General features: G+C 60.5%; 31 protein-coding genes. All 31 read right to left on the reverse strand.

The genetic code is table 11. The features are described from left to right. Positions 1–18: 18 nt before the first annotated feature. The gene (gene cutA / locus AC1DFU_RS23335; RefSeq protein ID WP_143093933.1) at positions 19–414 is read right to left on the reverse strand and encodes a divalent-cation tolerance protein CutA; all 396 of its coding nucleotides are present in this window, start codon (positions 412–414) and stop codon (positions 19–21) included. 107 nt (positions 415–521) lie between these two features. Beyond that, the gene (gene rplQ / locus AC1DFU_RS23340) at positions 522–917 is read right to left on the reverse strand and encodes a 50S ribosomal protein L17 (RefSeq protein ID WP_011299296.1); all 396 of its coding nucleotides are present in this window, start codon (positions 915–917) and stop codon (positions 522–524) included. A 150-nt stretch (positions 918–1,067) separates the two neighbouring features. After that, positions 1,068–2,048, reverse strand: coding sequence for a DNA-directed RNA polymerase subunit alpha (locus AC1DFU_RS23345; RefSeq protein WP_092299399.1), 981 nt, complete (start codon positions 2,046–2,048; stop codon positions 1,068–1,070). 175 nt (positions 2,049–2,223) lie between these two features. Beyond that, the gene (gene rpsD / locus AC1DFU_RS23350; protein ID WP_092299402.1) at positions 2,224–2,847 is read right to left on the reverse strand and encodes a 30S ribosomal protein S4; all 624 of its coding nucleotides are present in this window, start codon (positions 2,845–2,847) and stop codon (positions 2,224–2,226) included. Positions 2,848–3,139: 292 nt separating this feature from the next. Continuing rightward, positions 3,140–3,541 (reverse strand): 30S ribosomal protein S11, encoded by a 402-nt coding sequence (rpsK, locus tag AC1DFU_RS23355; RefSeq protein ID WP_008642963.1) that lies wholly within the window; start codon positions 3,539–3,541, stop codon positions 3,140–3,142. Positions 3,542–3,565: 24 nt separating this feature from the next. Continuing rightward, positions 3,566–3,931: a 30S ribosomal protein S13 gene (gene rpsM, locus AC1DFU_RS23360; protein ID WP_092299405.1), complete on the reverse strand. Its 366-nt coding sequence runs from the start codon at positions 3,929–3,931 to the stop codon at positions 3,566–3,568. A gap of 19 nt (positions 3,932–3,950) precedes the next feature. Next, entirely contained in the window at positions 3,951–4,067 is a 117-nt protein-coding gene (rpmJ, locus tag AC1DFU_RS23365) for a 50S ribosomal protein L36 (RefSeq protein ID WP_008642959.1), read from the reverse strand. Positions 4,068–4,099: 32 nt separating this feature from the next. After that, positions 4,100–4,318: a translation initiation factor IF-1 gene (gene infA / locus AC1DFU_RS23370; protein ID WP_010812378.1), complete on the reverse strand. Its 219-nt coding sequence runs from the start codon at positions 4,316–4,318 to the stop codon at positions 4,100–4,102. 25 nt (positions 4,319–4,343) lie between these two features. Then, positions 4,344–5,687 carry a preprotein translocase subunit SecY gene (secY, locus tag AC1DFU_RS23375; protein ID WP_441593426.1) on the reverse strand — a complete coding sequence of 448 codons (1,344 nt, stop codon included), beginning with the start codon at positions 5,685–5,687 and terminating at the stop codon, positions 4,344–4,346. A gap of 49 nt (positions 5,688–5,736) precedes the next feature. After that, on the reverse strand, positions 5,737–6,171 hold the full coding sequence (rplO, locus tag AC1DFU_RS23380) for a 50S ribosomal protein L15 (protein ID WP_092299411.1): 435 nt from the start codon (positions 6,169–6,171) through the stop codon (positions 5,737–5,739). Positions 6,172–6,193: 22 nt separating this feature from the next. Further along, entirely contained in the window at positions 6,194–6,376 is a 183-nt protein-coding gene (gene rpmD, locus AC1DFU_RS23385; RefSeq protein ID WP_006160440.1) for a 50S ribosomal protein L30, read from the reverse strand. Between the two features lie 10 nt (positions 6,377–6,386). Further along, complete coding sequence (gene rpsE, locus AC1DFU_RS23390) at positions 6,387–6,905, reverse strand: 30S ribosomal protein S5 (protein WP_092299417.1); 519 nt, start codon at positions 6,903–6,905, stop codon at positions 6,387–6,389. A gap of 21 nt (positions 6,906–6,926) precedes the next feature. After that, positions 6,927–7,283: a 50S ribosomal protein L18 gene (gene rplR / locus AC1DFU_RS23395; protein WP_092299512.1), complete on the reverse strand. Its 357-nt coding sequence runs from the start codon at positions 7,281–7,283 to the stop codon at positions 6,927–6,929. An 11-nt stretch (positions 7,284–7,294) separates the two neighbouring features. After that, complete coding sequence (gene rplF, locus AC1DFU_RS23400; protein WP_092299420.1) at positions 7,295–7,828, reverse strand: 50S ribosomal protein L6; 534 nt, start codon at positions 7,826–7,828, stop codon at positions 7,295–7,297. A 9-nt stretch (positions 7,829–7,837) separates the two neighbouring features. Next, positions 7,838–8,233, reverse strand: a complete 396-nt coding sequence (gene rpsH / locus AC1DFU_RS23405; RefSeq protein ID WP_092141231.1) for a 30S ribosomal protein S8 — start codon at positions 8,231–8,233, stop codon at positions 7,838–7,840. A 27-nt stretch (positions 8,234–8,260) separates the two neighbouring features. Next, positions 8,261–8,566: a 30S ribosomal protein S14 gene (gene rpsN / locus AC1DFU_RS23410; protein WP_092141234.1), complete on the reverse strand. Its 306-nt coding sequence runs from the start codon at positions 8,564–8,566 to the stop codon at positions 8,261–8,263. A 9-nt stretch (positions 8,567–8,575) separates the two neighbouring features. Then, positions 8,576–9,118 carry a 50S ribosomal protein L5 gene (gene rplE, locus AC1DFU_RS23415; RefSeq protein ID WP_092299425.1) on the reverse strand — a complete coding sequence of 181 codons (543 nt, stop codon included), beginning with the start codon at positions 9,116–9,118 and terminating at the stop codon, positions 8,576–8,578. Between the two features lie 25 nt (positions 9,119–9,143). Continuing rightward, positions 9,144–9,452, reverse strand: a complete 309-nt coding sequence (gene rplX / locus AC1DFU_RS23420; RefSeq protein ID WP_092299428.1) for a 50S ribosomal protein L24 — start codon at positions 9,450–9,452, stop codon at positions 9,144–9,146. Between the two features lie 9 nt (positions 9,453–9,461). Further along, complete coding sequence (rplN, locus tag AC1DFU_RS23425) at positions 9,462–9,830, reverse strand: 50S ribosomal protein L14 (RefSeq protein ID WP_017225233.1); 369 nt, start codon at positions 9,828–9,830, stop codon at positions 9,462–9,464. 279 nt (positions 9,831–10,109) lie between these two features. Next, positions 10,110–10,388: a 30S ribosomal protein S17 gene (gene rpsQ / locus AC1DFU_RS23430; protein ID WP_092299431.1), complete on the reverse strand. Its 279-nt coding sequence runs from the start codon at positions 10,386–10,388 to the stop codon at positions 10,110–10,112. Continuing rightward, positions 10,385–10,579 (reverse strand): 50S ribosomal protein L29, encoded by a 195-nt coding sequence (gene rpmC, locus AC1DFU_RS23435; protein ID WP_092299434.1) that lies wholly within the window; start codon positions 10,577–10,579, stop codon positions 10,385–10,387. Before rpmC ends, rpsQ begins: the two co-directional genes overlap by 4 nt. Before the next feature lie 11 nt (positions 10,580–10,590). Continuing rightward, on the reverse strand, positions 10,591–11,007 hold the full coding sequence (gene rplP, locus AC1DFU_RS23440) for a 50S ribosomal protein L16 (protein ID WP_006576240.1): 417 nt from the start codon (positions 11,005–11,007) through the stop codon (positions 10,591–10,593). Positions 11,008–11,009: 2 nt separating this feature from the next. Then, positions 11,010–11,819: a 30S ribosomal protein S3 gene (gene rpsC / locus AC1DFU_RS23445; protein WP_441593427.1), complete on the reverse strand. Its 810-nt coding sequence runs from the start codon at positions 11,817–11,819 to the stop codon at positions 11,010–11,012. A 9-nt stretch (positions 11,820–11,828) separates the two neighbouring features. Then, positions 11,829–12,158 (reverse strand): 50S ribosomal protein L22, encoded by a 330-nt coding sequence (gene rplV / locus AC1DFU_RS23450; protein WP_010812393.1) that lies wholly within the window; start codon positions 12,156–12,158, stop codon positions 11,829–11,831. A gap of 9 nt (positions 12,159–12,167) precedes the next feature. Continuing rightward, entirely contained in the window at positions 12,168–12,443 is a 276-nt protein-coding gene (gene rpsS, locus AC1DFU_RS23455; protein ID WP_092299440.1) for a 30S ribosomal protein S19, read from the reverse strand. A 22-nt stretch (positions 12,444–12,465) separates the two neighbouring features. Further along, entirely contained in the window at positions 12,466–13,296 is an 831-nt protein-coding gene (rplB, locus tag AC1DFU_RS23460) for a 50S ribosomal protein L2 (protein WP_092299443.1), read from the reverse strand. A 2-nt stretch (positions 13,297–13,298) separates the two neighbouring features. Next, positions 13,299–13,613 carry a 50S ribosomal protein L23 gene (gene rplW, locus AC1DFU_RS23465; protein WP_092299446.1) on the reverse strand — a complete coding sequence of 105 codons (315 nt, stop codon included), beginning with the start codon at positions 13,611–13,613 and terminating at the stop codon, positions 13,299–13,301. Then, on the reverse strand, positions 13,610–14,230 hold the full coding sequence (rplD, locus tag AC1DFU_RS23470; protein ID WP_092299449.1) for a 50S ribosomal protein L4: 621 nt from the start codon (positions 14,228–14,230) through the stop codon (positions 13,610–13,612). The genes rplW and rplD overlap by 4 nt, the downstream gene beginning before the upstream one ends. A 12-nt stretch (positions 14,231–14,242) precedes the next feature. Next, positions 14,243–14,893 (reverse strand): 50S ribosomal protein L3, encoded by a 651-nt coding sequence (gene rplC / locus AC1DFU_RS23475; protein ID WP_092299452.1) that lies wholly within the window; start codon positions 14,891–14,893, stop codon positions 14,243–14,245. 370 nt (positions 14,894–15,263) lie between these two features. After that, positions 15,264–15,572, reverse strand: a complete 309-nt coding sequence (rpsJ, locus tag AC1DFU_RS23480) for a 30S ribosomal protein S10 (RefSeq protein WP_006160488.1) — start codon at positions 15,570–15,572, stop codon at positions 15,264–15,266. An 81-nt stretch (positions 15,573–15,653) separates the two neighbouring features. Beyond that, positions 15,654–15,795, reverse strand: a 142-nt coding sequence (locus AC1DFU_RS23485; RefSeq protein WP_477147380.1) for an EF-Tu C-terminal domain-related protein, incomplete at its 5' end; no start/stop codon positions are given.

Genomic DNA, 15,795 nt, shown 5'->3' on the forward strand with positions numbered 1-15,795 from the left:
TTCCGATTCTTCAAAGTGTTAGCGCGGCGCGTTGGCGTCGCCAGTGGGCATGCCGCTGGCTTCCTCCCGCACCCAGGCCAGATATGGCGCAAATCCTGCTCCAACCGGCCACGCGACGAGCTCCGGCACATCATAAGGATGCTCGGCGCGGATCACCGCCTCAAGGGCCGCATACTGGACGCGCGTGGTTTTGATCAGCAACGGCCATTCCTGCGCCTGCTCCAGCTTGCCCTGCCACCAGTACTCGGACTGGCACGGCGCGAGCCGGTTCACGCAGGCCGCCACGCGGGCCGCCAGCACTGCCCGTGCCAGGCGCGCCGCCGAGGCCTCGTCTGGCAGGTTCGTCATCGCCACGAGCACCGATTCTGCCGCCTCGCCGGCCGGCTGGATATGAGCGGATTCTGAAACGGTCATGTCATTCTCGGAAAACGTCGCCAAAAACAAAAGAGCCAGGCAAAAGCCTGGCTCAATTGTAAAGCGGTGCTCGATTGCCCGTCAGCGAGGACGGGCACGGCTATCACTTATTCCGCAGCTTCTTCAGCCGGGGCTTCGGTGATTTCCGGACGATCCACCAGTTCGACCAGCGCCATCGGCGCGTTGTCGCCCTGACGGAAGCCGAACTTCAGGATACGGGTGTAGCCGCCCGGACGAGCGTTGTAGCGCGGGCCCAGTTCGGTGAACAGCTTGGTGACCATGTCGCGGTCGCGCAGACGGGCGAAAGCCAGACGGCGGTTGGCAACGGTGTCCTTCTTGGCCAGCGTGATGAGCGGCTCGACAACCTTGCGCAGTTCCTTGGCCTTGGGCAGGGTGGTCTTGATCAGCTCGTGCTGGAACAGCGAGTTGGACATGTTGCGCAGCATCGCGAGACGGTGCGACGAGGTGCGGTTCAGTTTCCGCAAACCATGACGGTGACGCATGATGATTCCTTTCGATTTCAGTGTTTGACCAGCTCTTCTATCGCCAATGCAAAGGCACGGGCGCGGGCCGGTAGTGCTTCAATGCCGCAGGCAACATGCCCTTGGCGCGATGACAGGCGGGACCCCGTTGCCGGAATCCCGCGCCGCCAATTACTTCTCCAGACCTGCGGGCGGCCAGTTCTCGAGCTTCATGCCGAGCGTCAGGCCACGGGAGGCGAGGACTTCCTTGATCTCGTTCAGCGACTTGCGACCCAGGTTCGGGGTCTTGAGCAGTTCGTTCTCGGTACGCTGGATCAGATCGCCGATGTAGTAGATGTTTTCGGCCTTCAGGCAGTTGGCCGAACGCACCGTCAGCTCGAGGTCGTCCACCGGACGCAGCAGGATCGGATCGATCTGCGGCGTGCGGCTCGAGGCGGCCTCGGCGGCCGACTCGGTACCTTCCAGCGCGGCGAACACCGACAGCTGGTCAACCAGGATGCGGGCCGACTGACGAATCGCTTCCTCGGGCGAGATCACGCCGTCGGTTTCGATGTTCATCACCAGCTTGTCCAGGTCGGTACGCTGTTCCACACGAGCGGATTCCACGGCGTACGACACGCGGCGGACCGGCGAGAACGACGCGTCCAGCACGATGCGGCCGATGACCTTGCCCGACTCGTCGCCGAACTTGCGCACGTTGCCCGGCACGTAGCCGCGACCTTGCTCGACCTTGATCTGCATGTCCAGCTTGCCGCCGGCAGACAGATGGGCGATCACGTGACCCGGGTTGATGATCTCGACGTCGTGCGGCAGCTCGATATCGGCAGCCGTGACAACGCCTTCGCCATCCTTGCGCAGCGACACCGTGACTTCGTCGCGGTTGTGCAGCTTGAACACCACGCCCTTCAGGTTGAGGAGCAGGTTGACGACGTCTTCTTGCACGCCATCGATGGTGGAATACTCGTGGACCACCCCAGCGATCGTGACTTCGGTCGGGGCATAGCCGACCATCGACGACAGCAGCACGCGACGCAGGGCGTTACCGAGCGTATGGCCGTAGCCGCGCTCGAACGGCTCCATCACGACTTTGGCGTGATGGTCGCCAAGCGGTTCGACGGCGATGATTTTTGGCTTGAGGAGTGCTGTTTGCATTAGGTTGTCCTTTTCAATACCCTCGGCTCGTTACACCGATAAGGCTGACGTTTGGAACCCGAAAATCCCATCGCACGATGGGCAATAAGCCCGGCGCGCCAAACGGCGCGTCGGGCTGAAAGCGAAGCCTTGCGGTAGGGGCAAGCGCTGAATCGTCCGATGATCGGTTCGGCGATTAACGCGAATACAATTCGACGATCAGGCTTTCGTTGATGTCGCCCGAAATATCGGTGCGATCCGGAGCTTGCTTGAAGGTGCCTTCGAACTTCTTCGAATCCACGGCCACCCAGGTCGGGAAACCCGACTGCTCGGCCAGCGACAGTGCTTCAGCGATACGCACTTGCTTCTTCGACTGTTCGCGCACGGTGATGATGTCGCCCGACTTGATCTGGGCCGACGGCACGTTCATGGCAATGCCGTTCACCAGGATCGCCTTGTGCGACACGAGCTGACGCGCTTCAGCGCGGGTCGAGCCGAAGCCCATGCGGTACACGACGTTGTCCAGGCGCGATTCCAGCAGTTGCAGCAGGTTTTCACCCGTGTTGCCCTTGCGGCGGTCGGCTTCGGCGAAGTAGCGGCGGAACTGACGTTCGAGCACGCCGTAGATACGCTTGACCTTCTGCTTTTCACGCAGCTGGTTGCCGTAGTCGGACGTACGGGCACCCGAGGTGCGGCCGTGTTGGCCAGGCTTGCTGTCCAGCTTGCACTTGTCGGCCAGCGAGCGACGGGCGCTCTTCAGGAACAGATCTGTGCCTTCGCGGCGGGAAAGTTTGGCCTTCGGGCCGGTATAACGTGCCACTTTATCTTCCTTTGAACGATCGCGACGCCATTCGGACGCGCCGCGAGTCCGTCATCTGCATGTGACGGACGGTGGGCTTATGGTTCTTCATCCACAGCGGCCTGGGCCACGCGGAGGCAACGCAAAAGCATGACGATCGCCCACACCGAGTGCGCCGGTTACCTGGCACCCTACAAAGCGTGAACGCAAAACGAAAACCTGCCGCAATGAATTGCAGCAGGTCAACGCGCGATATTACCACATCTCGGGGGACGAGCGAGAAACCCTGCTCGCCTCCGGACCAACCGGGCGCTTAGATACGGCGGCGCTTCGGCGGACGGCAGCCGTTGTGCGGCACCGGCGTCACATCTTCAATCACGGCGATCTTGATGCCCAGCGCGTTCAGTGCGCGGACAGCCGATTCGCGGCCAGGACCAGGGCCCTTGATGCGCACTTCCAGGTTCTTGATACCCTGGTCTTGCGCCACGCGGCCGGCGTTCTCGGCAGCAACCTGGGCAGCGAAGGGGGTCGACTTGCGCGAACCCTTGAAGCCCTGGCCACCGGCGGTCGCCCACGACAGGGCGTTGCCCTGACGGTCGGTGATCGTGATGATGGTGTTGTTGAACGAAGCGTGGACGTGCGCAATGCCGTCGGCAACGTTCTTCTTGACCTTCTTACGCGCGCGCTGGGCGGCGTTGTTCGGACCTTTTGCCATTAGTTTCTTCCTATGCCTTCGGCTTTACTTCTTCAGAGCCACGCCGGCCTTACGCGGACCCTTGCGGGTGCGGGCGTTCGTGCGGGTACGCTGGCCGCGCATCGGCAGGCCCCTGCGGTGACGGACGCCACGATAGCAACCAAGGTCCATCAGACGCTTGATGTTCATCGTGGTTTCACGACGCAGGTCACCCTCGACCGTGACCTTGCCCACTTCGTCACGAAGCTTTTCCAGGTCGGCGTCGGTCAGGTCCTTGACCTTCTTGTCAAACGGAACACCGGTGGCCTCGCAAATCTTGCGAGCGCGCGAGCGGCCAACACCGTAAATAGCCGTCAGGCCGATTTCGGTATGCTTATGGTTCGGGATGTTAACCCCTGCGATACGTGCCATTCGTCAATCCTCTTTCCGATTAGCCTTGGCGTTGCTTGTGGCGGGGATCCGACGAGCAGATCACGCGCACGACACCGTTGCGCTTGATAATTTTGCAGTTACGGCAAATGCGCTTCACAGAAGCCAGCACTTTCATGATTTTCCTCTTTCCTTCAATTCCTGTTCGCTTCACTTCGTCCGGAAGACGATGCGTGCGCGTGACAGATCATATGGGGTCAGCTCGACAGTCACCTTGTCACCCGGAAGTATCCGGATGTAGTTCATTCGCATCTTGCCCGAGATATGCCCGAGTACTACGTGGCCGTTCTCCAACTTGACGCGGAACGTCGCGTTGGGGAGATTTTCCAGGACCTCCCCTTGCATCTGGATGACGTCGTCTTTTGCCATACCTAGAGCCTGTTCCGACCCGGCATCAACGCAAGGTCAGATTACCCTTGAAATTCGCCTTCTTCAGCAGCGACTCATACTGTTGCGACATGACATAGGACTGTACCTGGGCCATGAAGTCCATCGTGACGACCACGATGATCAGCAGCGAGGTTCCGCCGAAATAGAACGGAACGTTCCAGCGCAGCACCAGGAATTCCGGCAACAGGCAGACCAGTGTGATGTAAATCGCACCAGCCAGCGTCAGGCGCACCAGGATCTTGTCGATATAGCGCGTCGTTTGCTCGCCCGGACGGATGCCCGGAATGAAGGCACCGCTTTTCTTCAGGTTATCCGCAACTTCCCGGCTGTTGTACACCAGAGCCGTATAGAAGAAGCAGAAGAAAACAATTGCAGCAGCGTACAGCAGGATGTAGACCGGCTGGCCCGGGGACAGCGTAGCGGCCAGGTCCTTGATGAACCGTCCCACCGCGCCCGTCGACTCGGACGTAAACCAGCCCGCGATCGTCGCCGGGAACAGGATGATCGACGATGCGAAGATCGGCGGAATCACCCCTGCCATGTTCAGCTTCAGCGGCAGGTGCGACGACTGACCGCCGTACACCTTGTTGCCGACCTGACGCTTGGCATAGTTCACCAGGATCTTGCGCTGACCCCGCTCGACAAACACCACGGCGAAGGTCACACCGACCACGATCGCTACGATGACAATCGCTGCGAACGCGCTCATGGACCCCGTGCGGACCAGTTCGAACAGTCCGCCGATCGCGTTGGGCAGGCCCGCCGCGATACCGCCGAAGATGATGATCGAGATGCCGTTGCCCAGACCACGCTCGGTGATCTGCTCACCCAGCCACATCAGGAACATCGTACCGGTCACCAGCGTGATCACCGCCGTCGCCCGGAACATCAGGCCCGGATCGATGACCAGACCCGGCTGCGACTCCAACGCGACCGCAATCGACAGCGCCTGGAACGTGGCCAGAACCACCGTGCTGTAACGCGTGTACTGCGTGATCTTGCGTTGCCCTGCCTGCCCTTCCTTCTTCAGCGTCTCCAGCTGCGGCAGCACGATCGTCAGCAATTGCATGATGATCGACGCCGAGATGTACGGCATGATGCCGAGCGCGAAGACGGTAAAGCGCGACAGCGCACCGCCCGAGAACAGGTTGAACATCCCGAGGATGCCACCCGACTGACTCTGGAAAAGCTTCGCGAGCTGTTCCGGATCGATTCCCGGCACCGGAATATGTGCACCGATGCGGTAGACGATCAGGGCCAGCACCAGGAACATCAGCCGACGCTTCAAATCGCCGTACTTCGCCGTGTTCCTAGCCTGCGCGCTTGCATTGGGTTTCGCCGTGGCCAAACGATGCTCCGACTGTGACTTCGCCTATGCTGCGAATACTGCTGCAGAATTACTCAGCGATCTGGCCGCCAGCGGCTTCGATCGCGGCCTTGGCACCAGCGGTGGCGCCCAGACCCTTGATCGTTACCTTGCGGGTCAGTTCGCCAGCCTTGATGACCTTGGCGTTCTTGACCAGGTCGCCCACCAGGCCAGCTTGCTTCAGGACCAGCAGGTCCACTTCAGCAGCTTCCAGGCGTTCGATGTCACGCAGGGTCACCTCGGCGTTGAACGCCTTGGTCAGCGAGGTAAAACCACGCTTCGGCAGGCGACGATACAGCGGCATCTGGCCGCCTTCGAAACCCACCTTGTGGAAGCCGCCCGAACGCGACTTCTGACCCTTGTGACCACGACCGGCGGTCTTGCCCAGGCCGGAACCGATACCACGGCCGACGCGACGCTTGGCGTGCTTCGAACCGTCGGCCGGCTTCAGGTTATTCAATTGCATGTTGCTCTCCAAGTCCCCGGGATCAGGCCAGAACCTTCACCAGGTACGAGACCTTGTTGATCATGCCGCGCACGGCGGGCGTGTCCTGCAGCTCCGACACCGAGTTGATGCGGCGCAGGCCCAGGCCACGAACGGTGGCGCGGTGATCCTCGCGCGTGCCGATCAGGCTGCGCACGAGTTGCACTTTTACGGTTTGTTGCGACATTTCGTTCACCTTAGCCGAGGATGTCTTCAACCGACTTGCCGCGCTTGGCAGCGATTTCCGCCGGCGTGCTCATCTTTTGCAGACCATCGATGGTGGCGCGAACCATGTTGTACGGGTTCGTCGAACCGTGCGACTTGGTCACCACGTTCGTCACGCCCATCACTTCGAAGATTGCGCGCATCGGGCCGCCGGCGATCACGCCGGTACCTTCCTTGGCGGGCATCATCAGCACCTTGGCAGCGCCGTGCTTGCCGATGACTTCGTGTTGCAGCGTGCCGTTCTTGAGCGAAACCTTCACCATCTTGCGACGGGCTTCGTCCATTGCCTTCTGCACGGCCACCGGAACTTCCTTGGCCTTGCCCTTGCCCATGCCGATGCGGCCATCGCCGTCACCGACCACGGTCAGCGCAGCGAAACCGAGAATCCGGCCACCCTTCACCACCTTGGTGACACGGTTGACCGAGATCATCTTCTCGCGGAGGCCGTCGTCGCGTTCGTCCTGCTGGACTTTTGCTTGCATCTTTGCCATGACGTATCTCTCTTTGTGCGCTTAGAACTTGAGGCCGGCTTCGCGCGCAGCGTCAGCCAGGGCCTTCACGCGGCCGTGGAAGCGGAAGCCACCACGATCGAACGCGACGGTTTCCACGCCGGCTGCACGGGCCTTCTCGGCCACGCGCTTGCCAACCACGGTGGCGGCGGCAACAGTCGCGCCACTGCCGGTCAGTTCCTTGCGCACTTCTGCTTCGGCGGTCGAGGCCGATGCCAGCACTTGCGTGCCGCACGGCGAGTACACCTGAGCGTAAATGTGCGAATTCGTACGGAACACGGTCAGACGATTGACTTTCAGTTCCGCGATTTTGGCGCGGGTCTGACGTGCACGGCGCAAACGAGCGTCTTTCTTGTTCATCATTGCACCCCTTACTTCTTCTTGGTTTCTTTCAGGATGACGCGCTCGTCAGCGTAGCGAACACCCTTGCCCTTGTAGGGCTCAGGCGGACGGTACGCGCGAACTTCAGCGGCAACCTGACCGACTTTCTGCTTGTCCGCACCCTTGATGATGATCTCGGTCTGCGTCGGCGTTTCCGCCTTCACGCCTTCCGGCATCTCATGGATCACGTCATGCGAGAAACCAAGCTGGAGCTTCAGCGCAGCGCCTTGCAGCTGGGCACGATAGCCCACGCCAACGAGGTTCAGCTTACGCTCGAAACCAGTGGTCACGCCCTTGACCATGTTTGCCGCCAAGGCGCGCATGGTGCCTTGCAGGGCATTTGCTTCACGCGATTCGTCAACCGGCGCGAAAGTCAGCGTGTCGTTCTCGACACTGACCTTGACCAGGTTGTGAATCGGCTGGGACAGCGTGCCGAGCGGGCCCTTCACGGAGAGCACGCCAGCCGCCACATTCACTTCCGCGCCTTTCGGCAGCGAGATGGGAGCCTTACCTACACGGGACATGTTTGCTCCTTAAGCGACGTAGCAGAGAACTTCGCCGCCCACGCCGGTGGCACGTGCCTTGCGGTCGGTCATCAGACCCTGGGGGGTCGAGATGATCGCAACACCGAGGCCGTTCATCACCTGGGGGATCTCGCTACGGCCCTTGTACACGCGCAGGCCGGGCTTCGAGACGCGCTCAATGCGCTCGATGACCGGACGGCCGGCATAGTACTTCAGACCGATGCTCAGTTGTGCCTTGCCGCCTTCTTCCTGCACTGCGAAGTCGTCGATGTAGCCTTCGTCCTTCAGGACCTTGGCGATCGCCGCTTTCAGCTTCGACGAGGGCATGACCACCGACGCCTTCTGCACGCCTTGGGCGTTGCGGATGCGCGTCAGCATATCGGCGATAGGATCGCTCATGCTCATACTGTTTCTCCTGTAGCCTGTGCGTAATTACCAGCTGGCTTTCGTCAGACCCGGAATTTCGCCCTTGAAGGCGATTTCGCGGATCTTGTTACGCGCCAGGCCAAACTTGCGGAAGGTACCGCGGGGACGACCGGTGATCGCGCAGCGATTACGCTGGCGGGTCGGATTCGCGTTGCGCGGGAGCTGTTGCAGCTCCAGACGCGCCAGATAACGCTCTTCTTCCGACTTTTCTTGGTCGTCAATAATGGCCTTGAGGTTTGCGCGCTTGGCGGCGTACTTCGCCACCAGCTTGGCGCGCTTCTTCTCACGTTCAATCAGAGCCAGTTTAGCCACGGTAACCCCTTAATTGCGGAACGGGAACTTGAACGCGTTCAGGAGAGCCTTGGCTTCCTCGTCGTTCTTTGCCGTCGTCGTGATGCTGATGTTCAGACCACGCAGTGCGTCGATCTTGTCGTACTCGATTTCGGGGAAAATGATCTGCTCTTTCACACCGATGTTGTAGTTGCCACGGCCGTCAAACGAACGACCCGACACACCACGGAAGTCACGCACGCGCGGCAGGGCCACGGTCACGAAACGATCGAGAAATTCGAACATGCGCTCGCCACGCAGGGTCACCATCGCACCGATGGGGTAGCCCTGGCGGATCTTGAAACCGGCGATGGCCTTCTTGGCCTTCGTCACAACCGGCTTCTGACCAGCGATCTTGGTCAGGTCGCCCACGGCCAGTTCAATGACCTTCTTGTCATTGATGGCTTCGCCAAGACCCATGTTCAGGGTGATCTTGGTGATACGCGGCACTTCCATGACCGACTTGTAACCGAACTGCTCCATGAGCGCCGGCACAACCTTCTCTTTGTAAAACTCTTGCAGACGTGCTGCCATGCTCAACTCCTATCTGTGCCCAGAATCAAGCGGCCACGACGGCGCCGGTCGACTTCAGGAAGCGCACGCGCTTACCCTCTTCAACCTTGATGCCGACGCGCGACGGCTTGCCATTGGCATCCACGAGCGCAACGTTGGAAATATGCAGCGGCATGACCTTGTCGACCACACCACCGGTGGTGCCCAGCATCGGGTTCGGGCGAGCGTGCTTCTTGGCAACGTTCACACCTTCCACAACGACCTTGTCGCCGAGCATGGCTTGCACGGTACCGCGCTTGCCCTTGTCTTTGCCGGTCAGGACGATGACTTCGTCGCCTTTACGAATCTTGTTCATGGCGGCTCCTTACAGCACTTCCGGTGCGAGCGACACGATCTTCATGAAGCGCTCGGTACGGAGTTCACGAGTCACCGGCCCGAAAATACGGGTGCCGATCGGCTCGAGCTTGGTGTTCAGCAGGACAGCGGCATTGCTGTCGAACTTGACGAGCGAACCGTCTGCACGGCGCACGCCCTTGGCGGTACGTACAACGACGGCGTTGTAGATATCGCCCTTCTTTACGCGACCGCGCGGCGCTGCGTCCTTGACGGTCACCTTGATGATGTCGCCCACGCTCGCATAGCGGCGCTTGGACCCACCCAGCACTTTGATGCACAGCACTTCGCGCGCACCAGTGTTATCGGCCACTTCGAGCCGGCTTTCTGTCTGAATCATGGTGTTATCTTCCCAACTTAATCCGCCGGATTTCTCAAGATGGAAGTCCGCCGGTCAGTCTTGGTCCCGTCGGCCCCGGCTTTACGCCAGTACCGCTTGGGTTGATCAACTTGGAAGTCGGTAGTCACCAGGCAGCCCGGACAACTCCAGGACCACCAGGCCTTGGCTCGCTTCAGAGGTACGCCGTGTTGGTGAAGCTTCGACGAACGCTACAAAGCGGAAGTCCAGGATTATAGCAACATAACCCTGGACTTGCAAGTCAGCGAAGAACTGTTGTTCTTAGATGACGCGCGCAGCTTCTACCAGCCGGGAAACCACCCAGGACTTGGTCCGCGACAGCGGACGCGATTCCTGGATCTCGACCTTGTCGCCTTCCTTGTACTGGTTGGCTTCGTCGTGTGCGTGGTACTTCTTCGAACGCAGCACGTACTTGCCGTACAGAGGATGCTTGACGCGGTTTTCGATCAGGACCGTAACGGTCTTGTCCATCTTGTCGCTAACGACACGGCCTACGAGAGTCCGGCGAAGCGACGTTTCAGTCTTTGCAGCTTCAGTCATTTCGCGTCTGCCTTTTCGCTCAGCACGGTTTGCACACGCGCGATGTCCTTGCGCACCTTCTTCAGCTGGCTGGTGTTCTGCAGCTGTTGGGTGGCCTTTTGCATGCGCAGGCTAAATTGGGCCTTCAGAAGCTCGGAGAGCTCCTGGTTCAGCCCTGCGGCGTCCTTGCCGCGAAGTTCGGATGCTTTCATCCCTGCTCTCCTTACGTCCCGACCTGACGCACCACGAAATTCGTGGCGATCGGCAGCTTGGCGGCCGCGAGGCGGAACGCCTCACGTGCCAGCTCTTCGCTCACGCCATCCATTTCGTACAGCATCTTGCCCGGCTGAATTTCAGCCACGTAGTATTCCGGATTGCCCTTGCCGTTACCCATACGGACTTCGGCGGGCTTCTTCGAGATCGGCTTATCCGGGAAAATCCGGATCCAGATGCGGCCGCCACGCTTGATGTGACGGGTCATCGCACGACGGGCCGACTCGATCTGGCGCGCGGTCAGACGACCACGGCCCATTGCCTTCAGGCCGAATTCGCCGAAAGACACGGCGTTGCCACGGGTAGCCTTACCCGTGTTGCGGCCTTTCTGCTCCTTGCGATACTTCCTACGCTTCGGTTGCAGCATTCTTATTCTCCACTCTTCGCATCGCCAGGCGCAGCGCGGCGACCAGCGCCAGCGCCAGCACCTGCACCACCGCGGCGGTTGCCACCCGGACGGCCACCTTCGCCTTCACGGCGACGGCCTTCCGGACGACCCGGGCGACGACGACGGTCTTCTTGAGGCTCTTCCACCACAGGCGCGTCATTGCGGCCCAGGTAGTCGCCCTTGTAGACCCACACCTTGACACCGATGATGCCGTAGGTGGTTTCGGCTTCGGAGAAGCCGTAGTCGATGTCGGCGCGCAGGGTGTGCAGGGGCACACGACCTTCACGGTACCATTCGGTACGTGCGATTTCGATACCGTTCAGACGACCCGAGCTCATGATCTTGATACCCTGGGCACCGAGGCGCATCGCGTTCTGCATCGCGCGCTTCATGGCGCGGCGGAACATGATACGGCGCTCGAGCTGCTGGGTGATCGAGTCGGCGATCAGCTGCGCATCGGTTTCCGGCTTGCGGATTTCCTCGATGTTCACGTGCACGGGCACACCCATGCGGCGTTGCAGCTCGGCCTTGAGCAGTTCGATGTCCTCACCCTTCTTGCCAATCACCACGCCCGGACGCGAGCTATAAATGGTGAGACGGGCATTGCGGGCAGGACGCTCGATCACGACGCGGCCAACCGATGCGTTCTTGAGCTTCTTCTTCAGGAACTCGCGAACTTCGATGTCTTCTTTCAGCATGCCGGCGAACTTCGTGTTGTTGGCGTACCAACGCGAAGCCCAGTTACGGCTGACGGCCAGACGGAAGCCAGTCGGATGAATCTTCTGTCCCATCGTGACTCCTTAGTTGCCGAGCGTCACAGTGATGTGACAGGTTTGTTTCTCGATGCGGTTGCCGCGGCCCTTTGCCCGTGCCGTGAAGCGCTTGAGCGAGGTTGCCTTGTCGACGAAGATCGATTTGACCTTCAGCTCGTCGATGTCGGCGCCTTCGTTATGCTCGGCGTTGGCGATGGCCGATTCGACCACCTTCTTCACGATCCCGGCAGCCTTTTTCGGGCTGAACGTCAGGACGTTGAGCGCACGCTCGATCGGCAGACCGCGGATCTGGTCAGCAACCAGACGCGTCTTCTGGGCGGAGATACGGGCACCGCGATGAATCGCTTTCACTTCCATGATGGCACCTTACCTCTTGGCTTTCTTGTCAGCCGCGTGGCCCTTGAACGTGCGCGTGAGCGCAAATTCGCCGAGCTTGTGGCCAACCATGTTTTCCGTAACGTACACCGGCACGTGTTGACGGCCGTTGTGAACGGCGATCGTCAGGCCAATGAACTCCGGCAGAATGGTCGAGCGACGCGACCAAGTCTTGATGGGTTTCTTATCCTTGCCGCCTGCAGCCGTTTCCACCTTCTTCAGCAGGTGGGCGTCACAGAACGGACCCTTTTTTGCGGAACGTGTCATGTTCTAGGCTCCTACCTACCGATTAACGCTTGTGGCGCTTCTGCACGATCATGCTGGCAGTGCGCTTGTTGCTGCGGGTACGGTAACCCTTGGCCGGGGTACCCCACGGCGAAACCGGATCGCGACCAGCGGCGGTCTTGCCTTCACCACCACCGTGCGGGTGATCCACCGGGTTCATCACCACGCCGCGGACGGTCGGGCGAATACCGCGCCAACGCGTCGCACCGGCCTTGCCGATGACGCGCAGGCTGTGCTCTTCGTTACCCACTTCACCAACGGTGGCGCGGCACTCGATGTGCACGCGACGCACTTCGCCGGAGCGCAGACGCACCTGGGCGTACACGCCTTCGCGGGCCAGCAGCACAGCGGAACCACCAGCAGCGCGGGCGATTTGCGCACCCTTGCCAGGCAGCATTTCCACGTTGTTGATCGTGGTACCGACCGGGATGTTGCGGATCGGCAGGTTGTTACCGGCCTTGATCGGCGCTTCCGAGCCGTTCATCAGCGGCTGGCCAGCCACCATGCCCTTCGTGGCAATGATGTACCGGCGCTCGCCGTCGGCGAACAGCACGAGCGCGATGTTGGCGCTACGGTTCGGATCGTATTCCAGGCGCTCGACCTTGGCGGGGATGCCGTCCTTGTCGTTGCGCTTGAAGTCGACCACGCGATAGTGGTGCTTATGACCACCGCCCTTGTGGCGGGTGGTGATATGACCATTGTTGTTACGGCCCGACTTCTGGAATTGCTTTTCCAGCAGCGGAGCATGCGGGGCGCCCTTGTGCAGGTCGTTGTTCACGACCTTCACCATCGAGCGGCGGCCCGGGGAAGTCGGCTTGGTCTTGACGAGTGCCATGATTACTTGGCCTCCGCTTCAAAATTGATTTCCTGACCCGGCTTCAGCGACACGTAAGCTTTCTTTACGTGGTTGCGACGGCCCATGAAGCGGCCAAAACGCTTTTGCTTGCCCTTCTGGTTCAGGATCTGAACGGACTGCACCTCGACCTTGAACAGCAGTTCGACGGCTGCGCGCACTTCTGCCTTGTTGGCATCGCGAGCCACTTCGAACACGACCTGTTCATTCTTGTCGGCGACCAGGGTTGCCTTTTCGGAAACCACCGGCGCGAGCAGCACCTGCATCAAACGATGATCGTTCTTGGCTACTTGCGTCATTTCAGCAACTCCTCGATCTGCGCGACGGCGGCCTTGGTCACGAGCACCTTCTTGTAGTGCACGAGCGACAGCGGGTCAGCCTGGCGCGGCTCCACGACTGCCACGTGGGGCAGATTGCGCGAAGCCAGGTAGAGGTTCTCGTCGAGGCTGTCGGTGATGATCAGCACCGAGTCCAGGCCCATGGCCTTGAACTTGTCGGCCAAGAGCTTGGTCTTGGGCGCGTCGACAGTGAAACCGTCCACCACGTTGATACGACCTTCACGTGCGAGCTGCGAGTAAATCGAGCGCATACCGGCACGGAACATCTTCTTGTTGACCTTCTGGGTGAAGTTCTCTTCCGGCGAATTCGGGAAGATACGACCACCCCCGCGCCACAGCGGCGAGGAAGACATACCGGCACGAGCACGGCCCGTACCCTTCTGGCGCCACGGCTTCTTGGTCGTGTGCTTGACCTCTTCACGATCCTTCTGCTTACGGTTACCGCTACGCGCGTTGGCCTGGTAAGCGACGACGATCTGGTGAACGAGGGCTTCGTTGTAGTCACGGCCGAACACTTCAGGCGACGCGGCAACGCCGGCGCCGATCTGGCCGTTGTCCTGGAGGAGCTTGAGTTCCATTACATGCGCTCCTTAAGCTTTGGCTTTGGCCTTGACGGCCGGGGTAACGACGACCTTGCCGCCCTTGGAGCCAGGAATGGCGCCCTTGACCAGCAGCAGCTTGCGCTCTGCGTCGATCTTGGCGATTTCCAGGTTCTGGACGGTGCGGGTGACATCACCCAGGTGACCGGTCATGCGCTTGCCGGGGAACACACGGCCCGGATCCTGCGCCATACCGATGGAACCCGGCACGTTGTGCGAACGCGAGTTACCGTGGGAGGCACGACCCGATGCGAAGTGATAGCGCTTGATGGTACCGGCGTAGCCCTTACCGATGCTCACGCCCTGCACGTCGATCTTCTGGCCAACCTGGAACAGGTCGACGGAGAGCGAGCTGCCAGCTTGCAGCTCGGCAGCCTTGGCTGCATCGATGCGGAATTCTTTGATGACTTCACCGGCTTCCACGCCGGCTTTGGCGAGGTGACCCGCCAGCGGCTTGGTAACGCGGCTTGCGCGGCGGCTGCCGAAGGTGACTTGAACGGCGGTATAACCGTCGGTCTCGTCCGTCTTGATTTGCGTCACGCGGTTGTCGCCGACCTCGACCACGGTAACGGGAATCGAATCACCGTCGTCCGTGAAAATACGGGTCATGCCAACCTTGCGACCTACAAGGCCAAGGCTCATGGTTTGCTCCATTCCCAGCTGCGATTGGCCGGGGCTGATTGATACACGAAAACTGTGCGATGTGCGGGTTGCGCGAAAAGGATTGCGCACGACCAAAACGGTCCCCACTACCCGGATAAACGGGTAGCCTTACACTATATCGCAGTAGTTTGGAAAGGGCAACATGCACGGCGCCTTTTCTTGAGGGTGCTGGCTCTTTTTTGCCGGGAAGGGGGACGATTTCCGCACTTCCCGGTAAATTTCGGCACGTTGCGGGCCGATGCAGGCGCCATCCGGGCAGAACACGTGTTGCCCGGAAGCAAAAACGGCGAACTTGCGTCCGCCGTTCTGTGCTGCAGCGGGCCGGAGGACCGGCCCGGGTCAGGCAAGCTTACACCTTGATCTCGACGTCCACGCCGGCCGGCAGGTCCAGCTTCATCAGCGCGTCGACGGTCTTGTCCGTCGGGTCGACGATGTCCATCAGGCGCTGGTGGGTGCGGATCTCGAACTGATCGCGGCTGGTCTTGTTGACGTGCGGCGAACGCAGGATGTCAAAACGCTGGATGCGGGTCGGCAGGGGCACCGGGCCCTTGACGATCGCGCCCGTGCGCTTGGCGGTATCCACGATTTCGGCTGCCGACTGGTCGATCAGGCGATAGTCGAAAGCCTTCAGGCGGATACGGATCTTCTGGTTCTGCATGATATTTCCTTGAAAGAGCGATGAGCGCGTGCGCCCAGATAAAAGGGGACATGCCCGAGGACATGTCCCAGGAACAATTGCTTAGTCGAGGATCTTTGCCACGACGCCGGCGCCGACGGTACGGCCGCCTTCACGGATAGCGAAGCGCAGACCTTCTTCCATGGCGATCGGGGCGATCAGCTTGACCGTGATCGACACGTTGTCGCCCGGCATGACCATTTCC

Source organism: Cupriavidus sp. 10L45 (assembly GCF_056395225.1).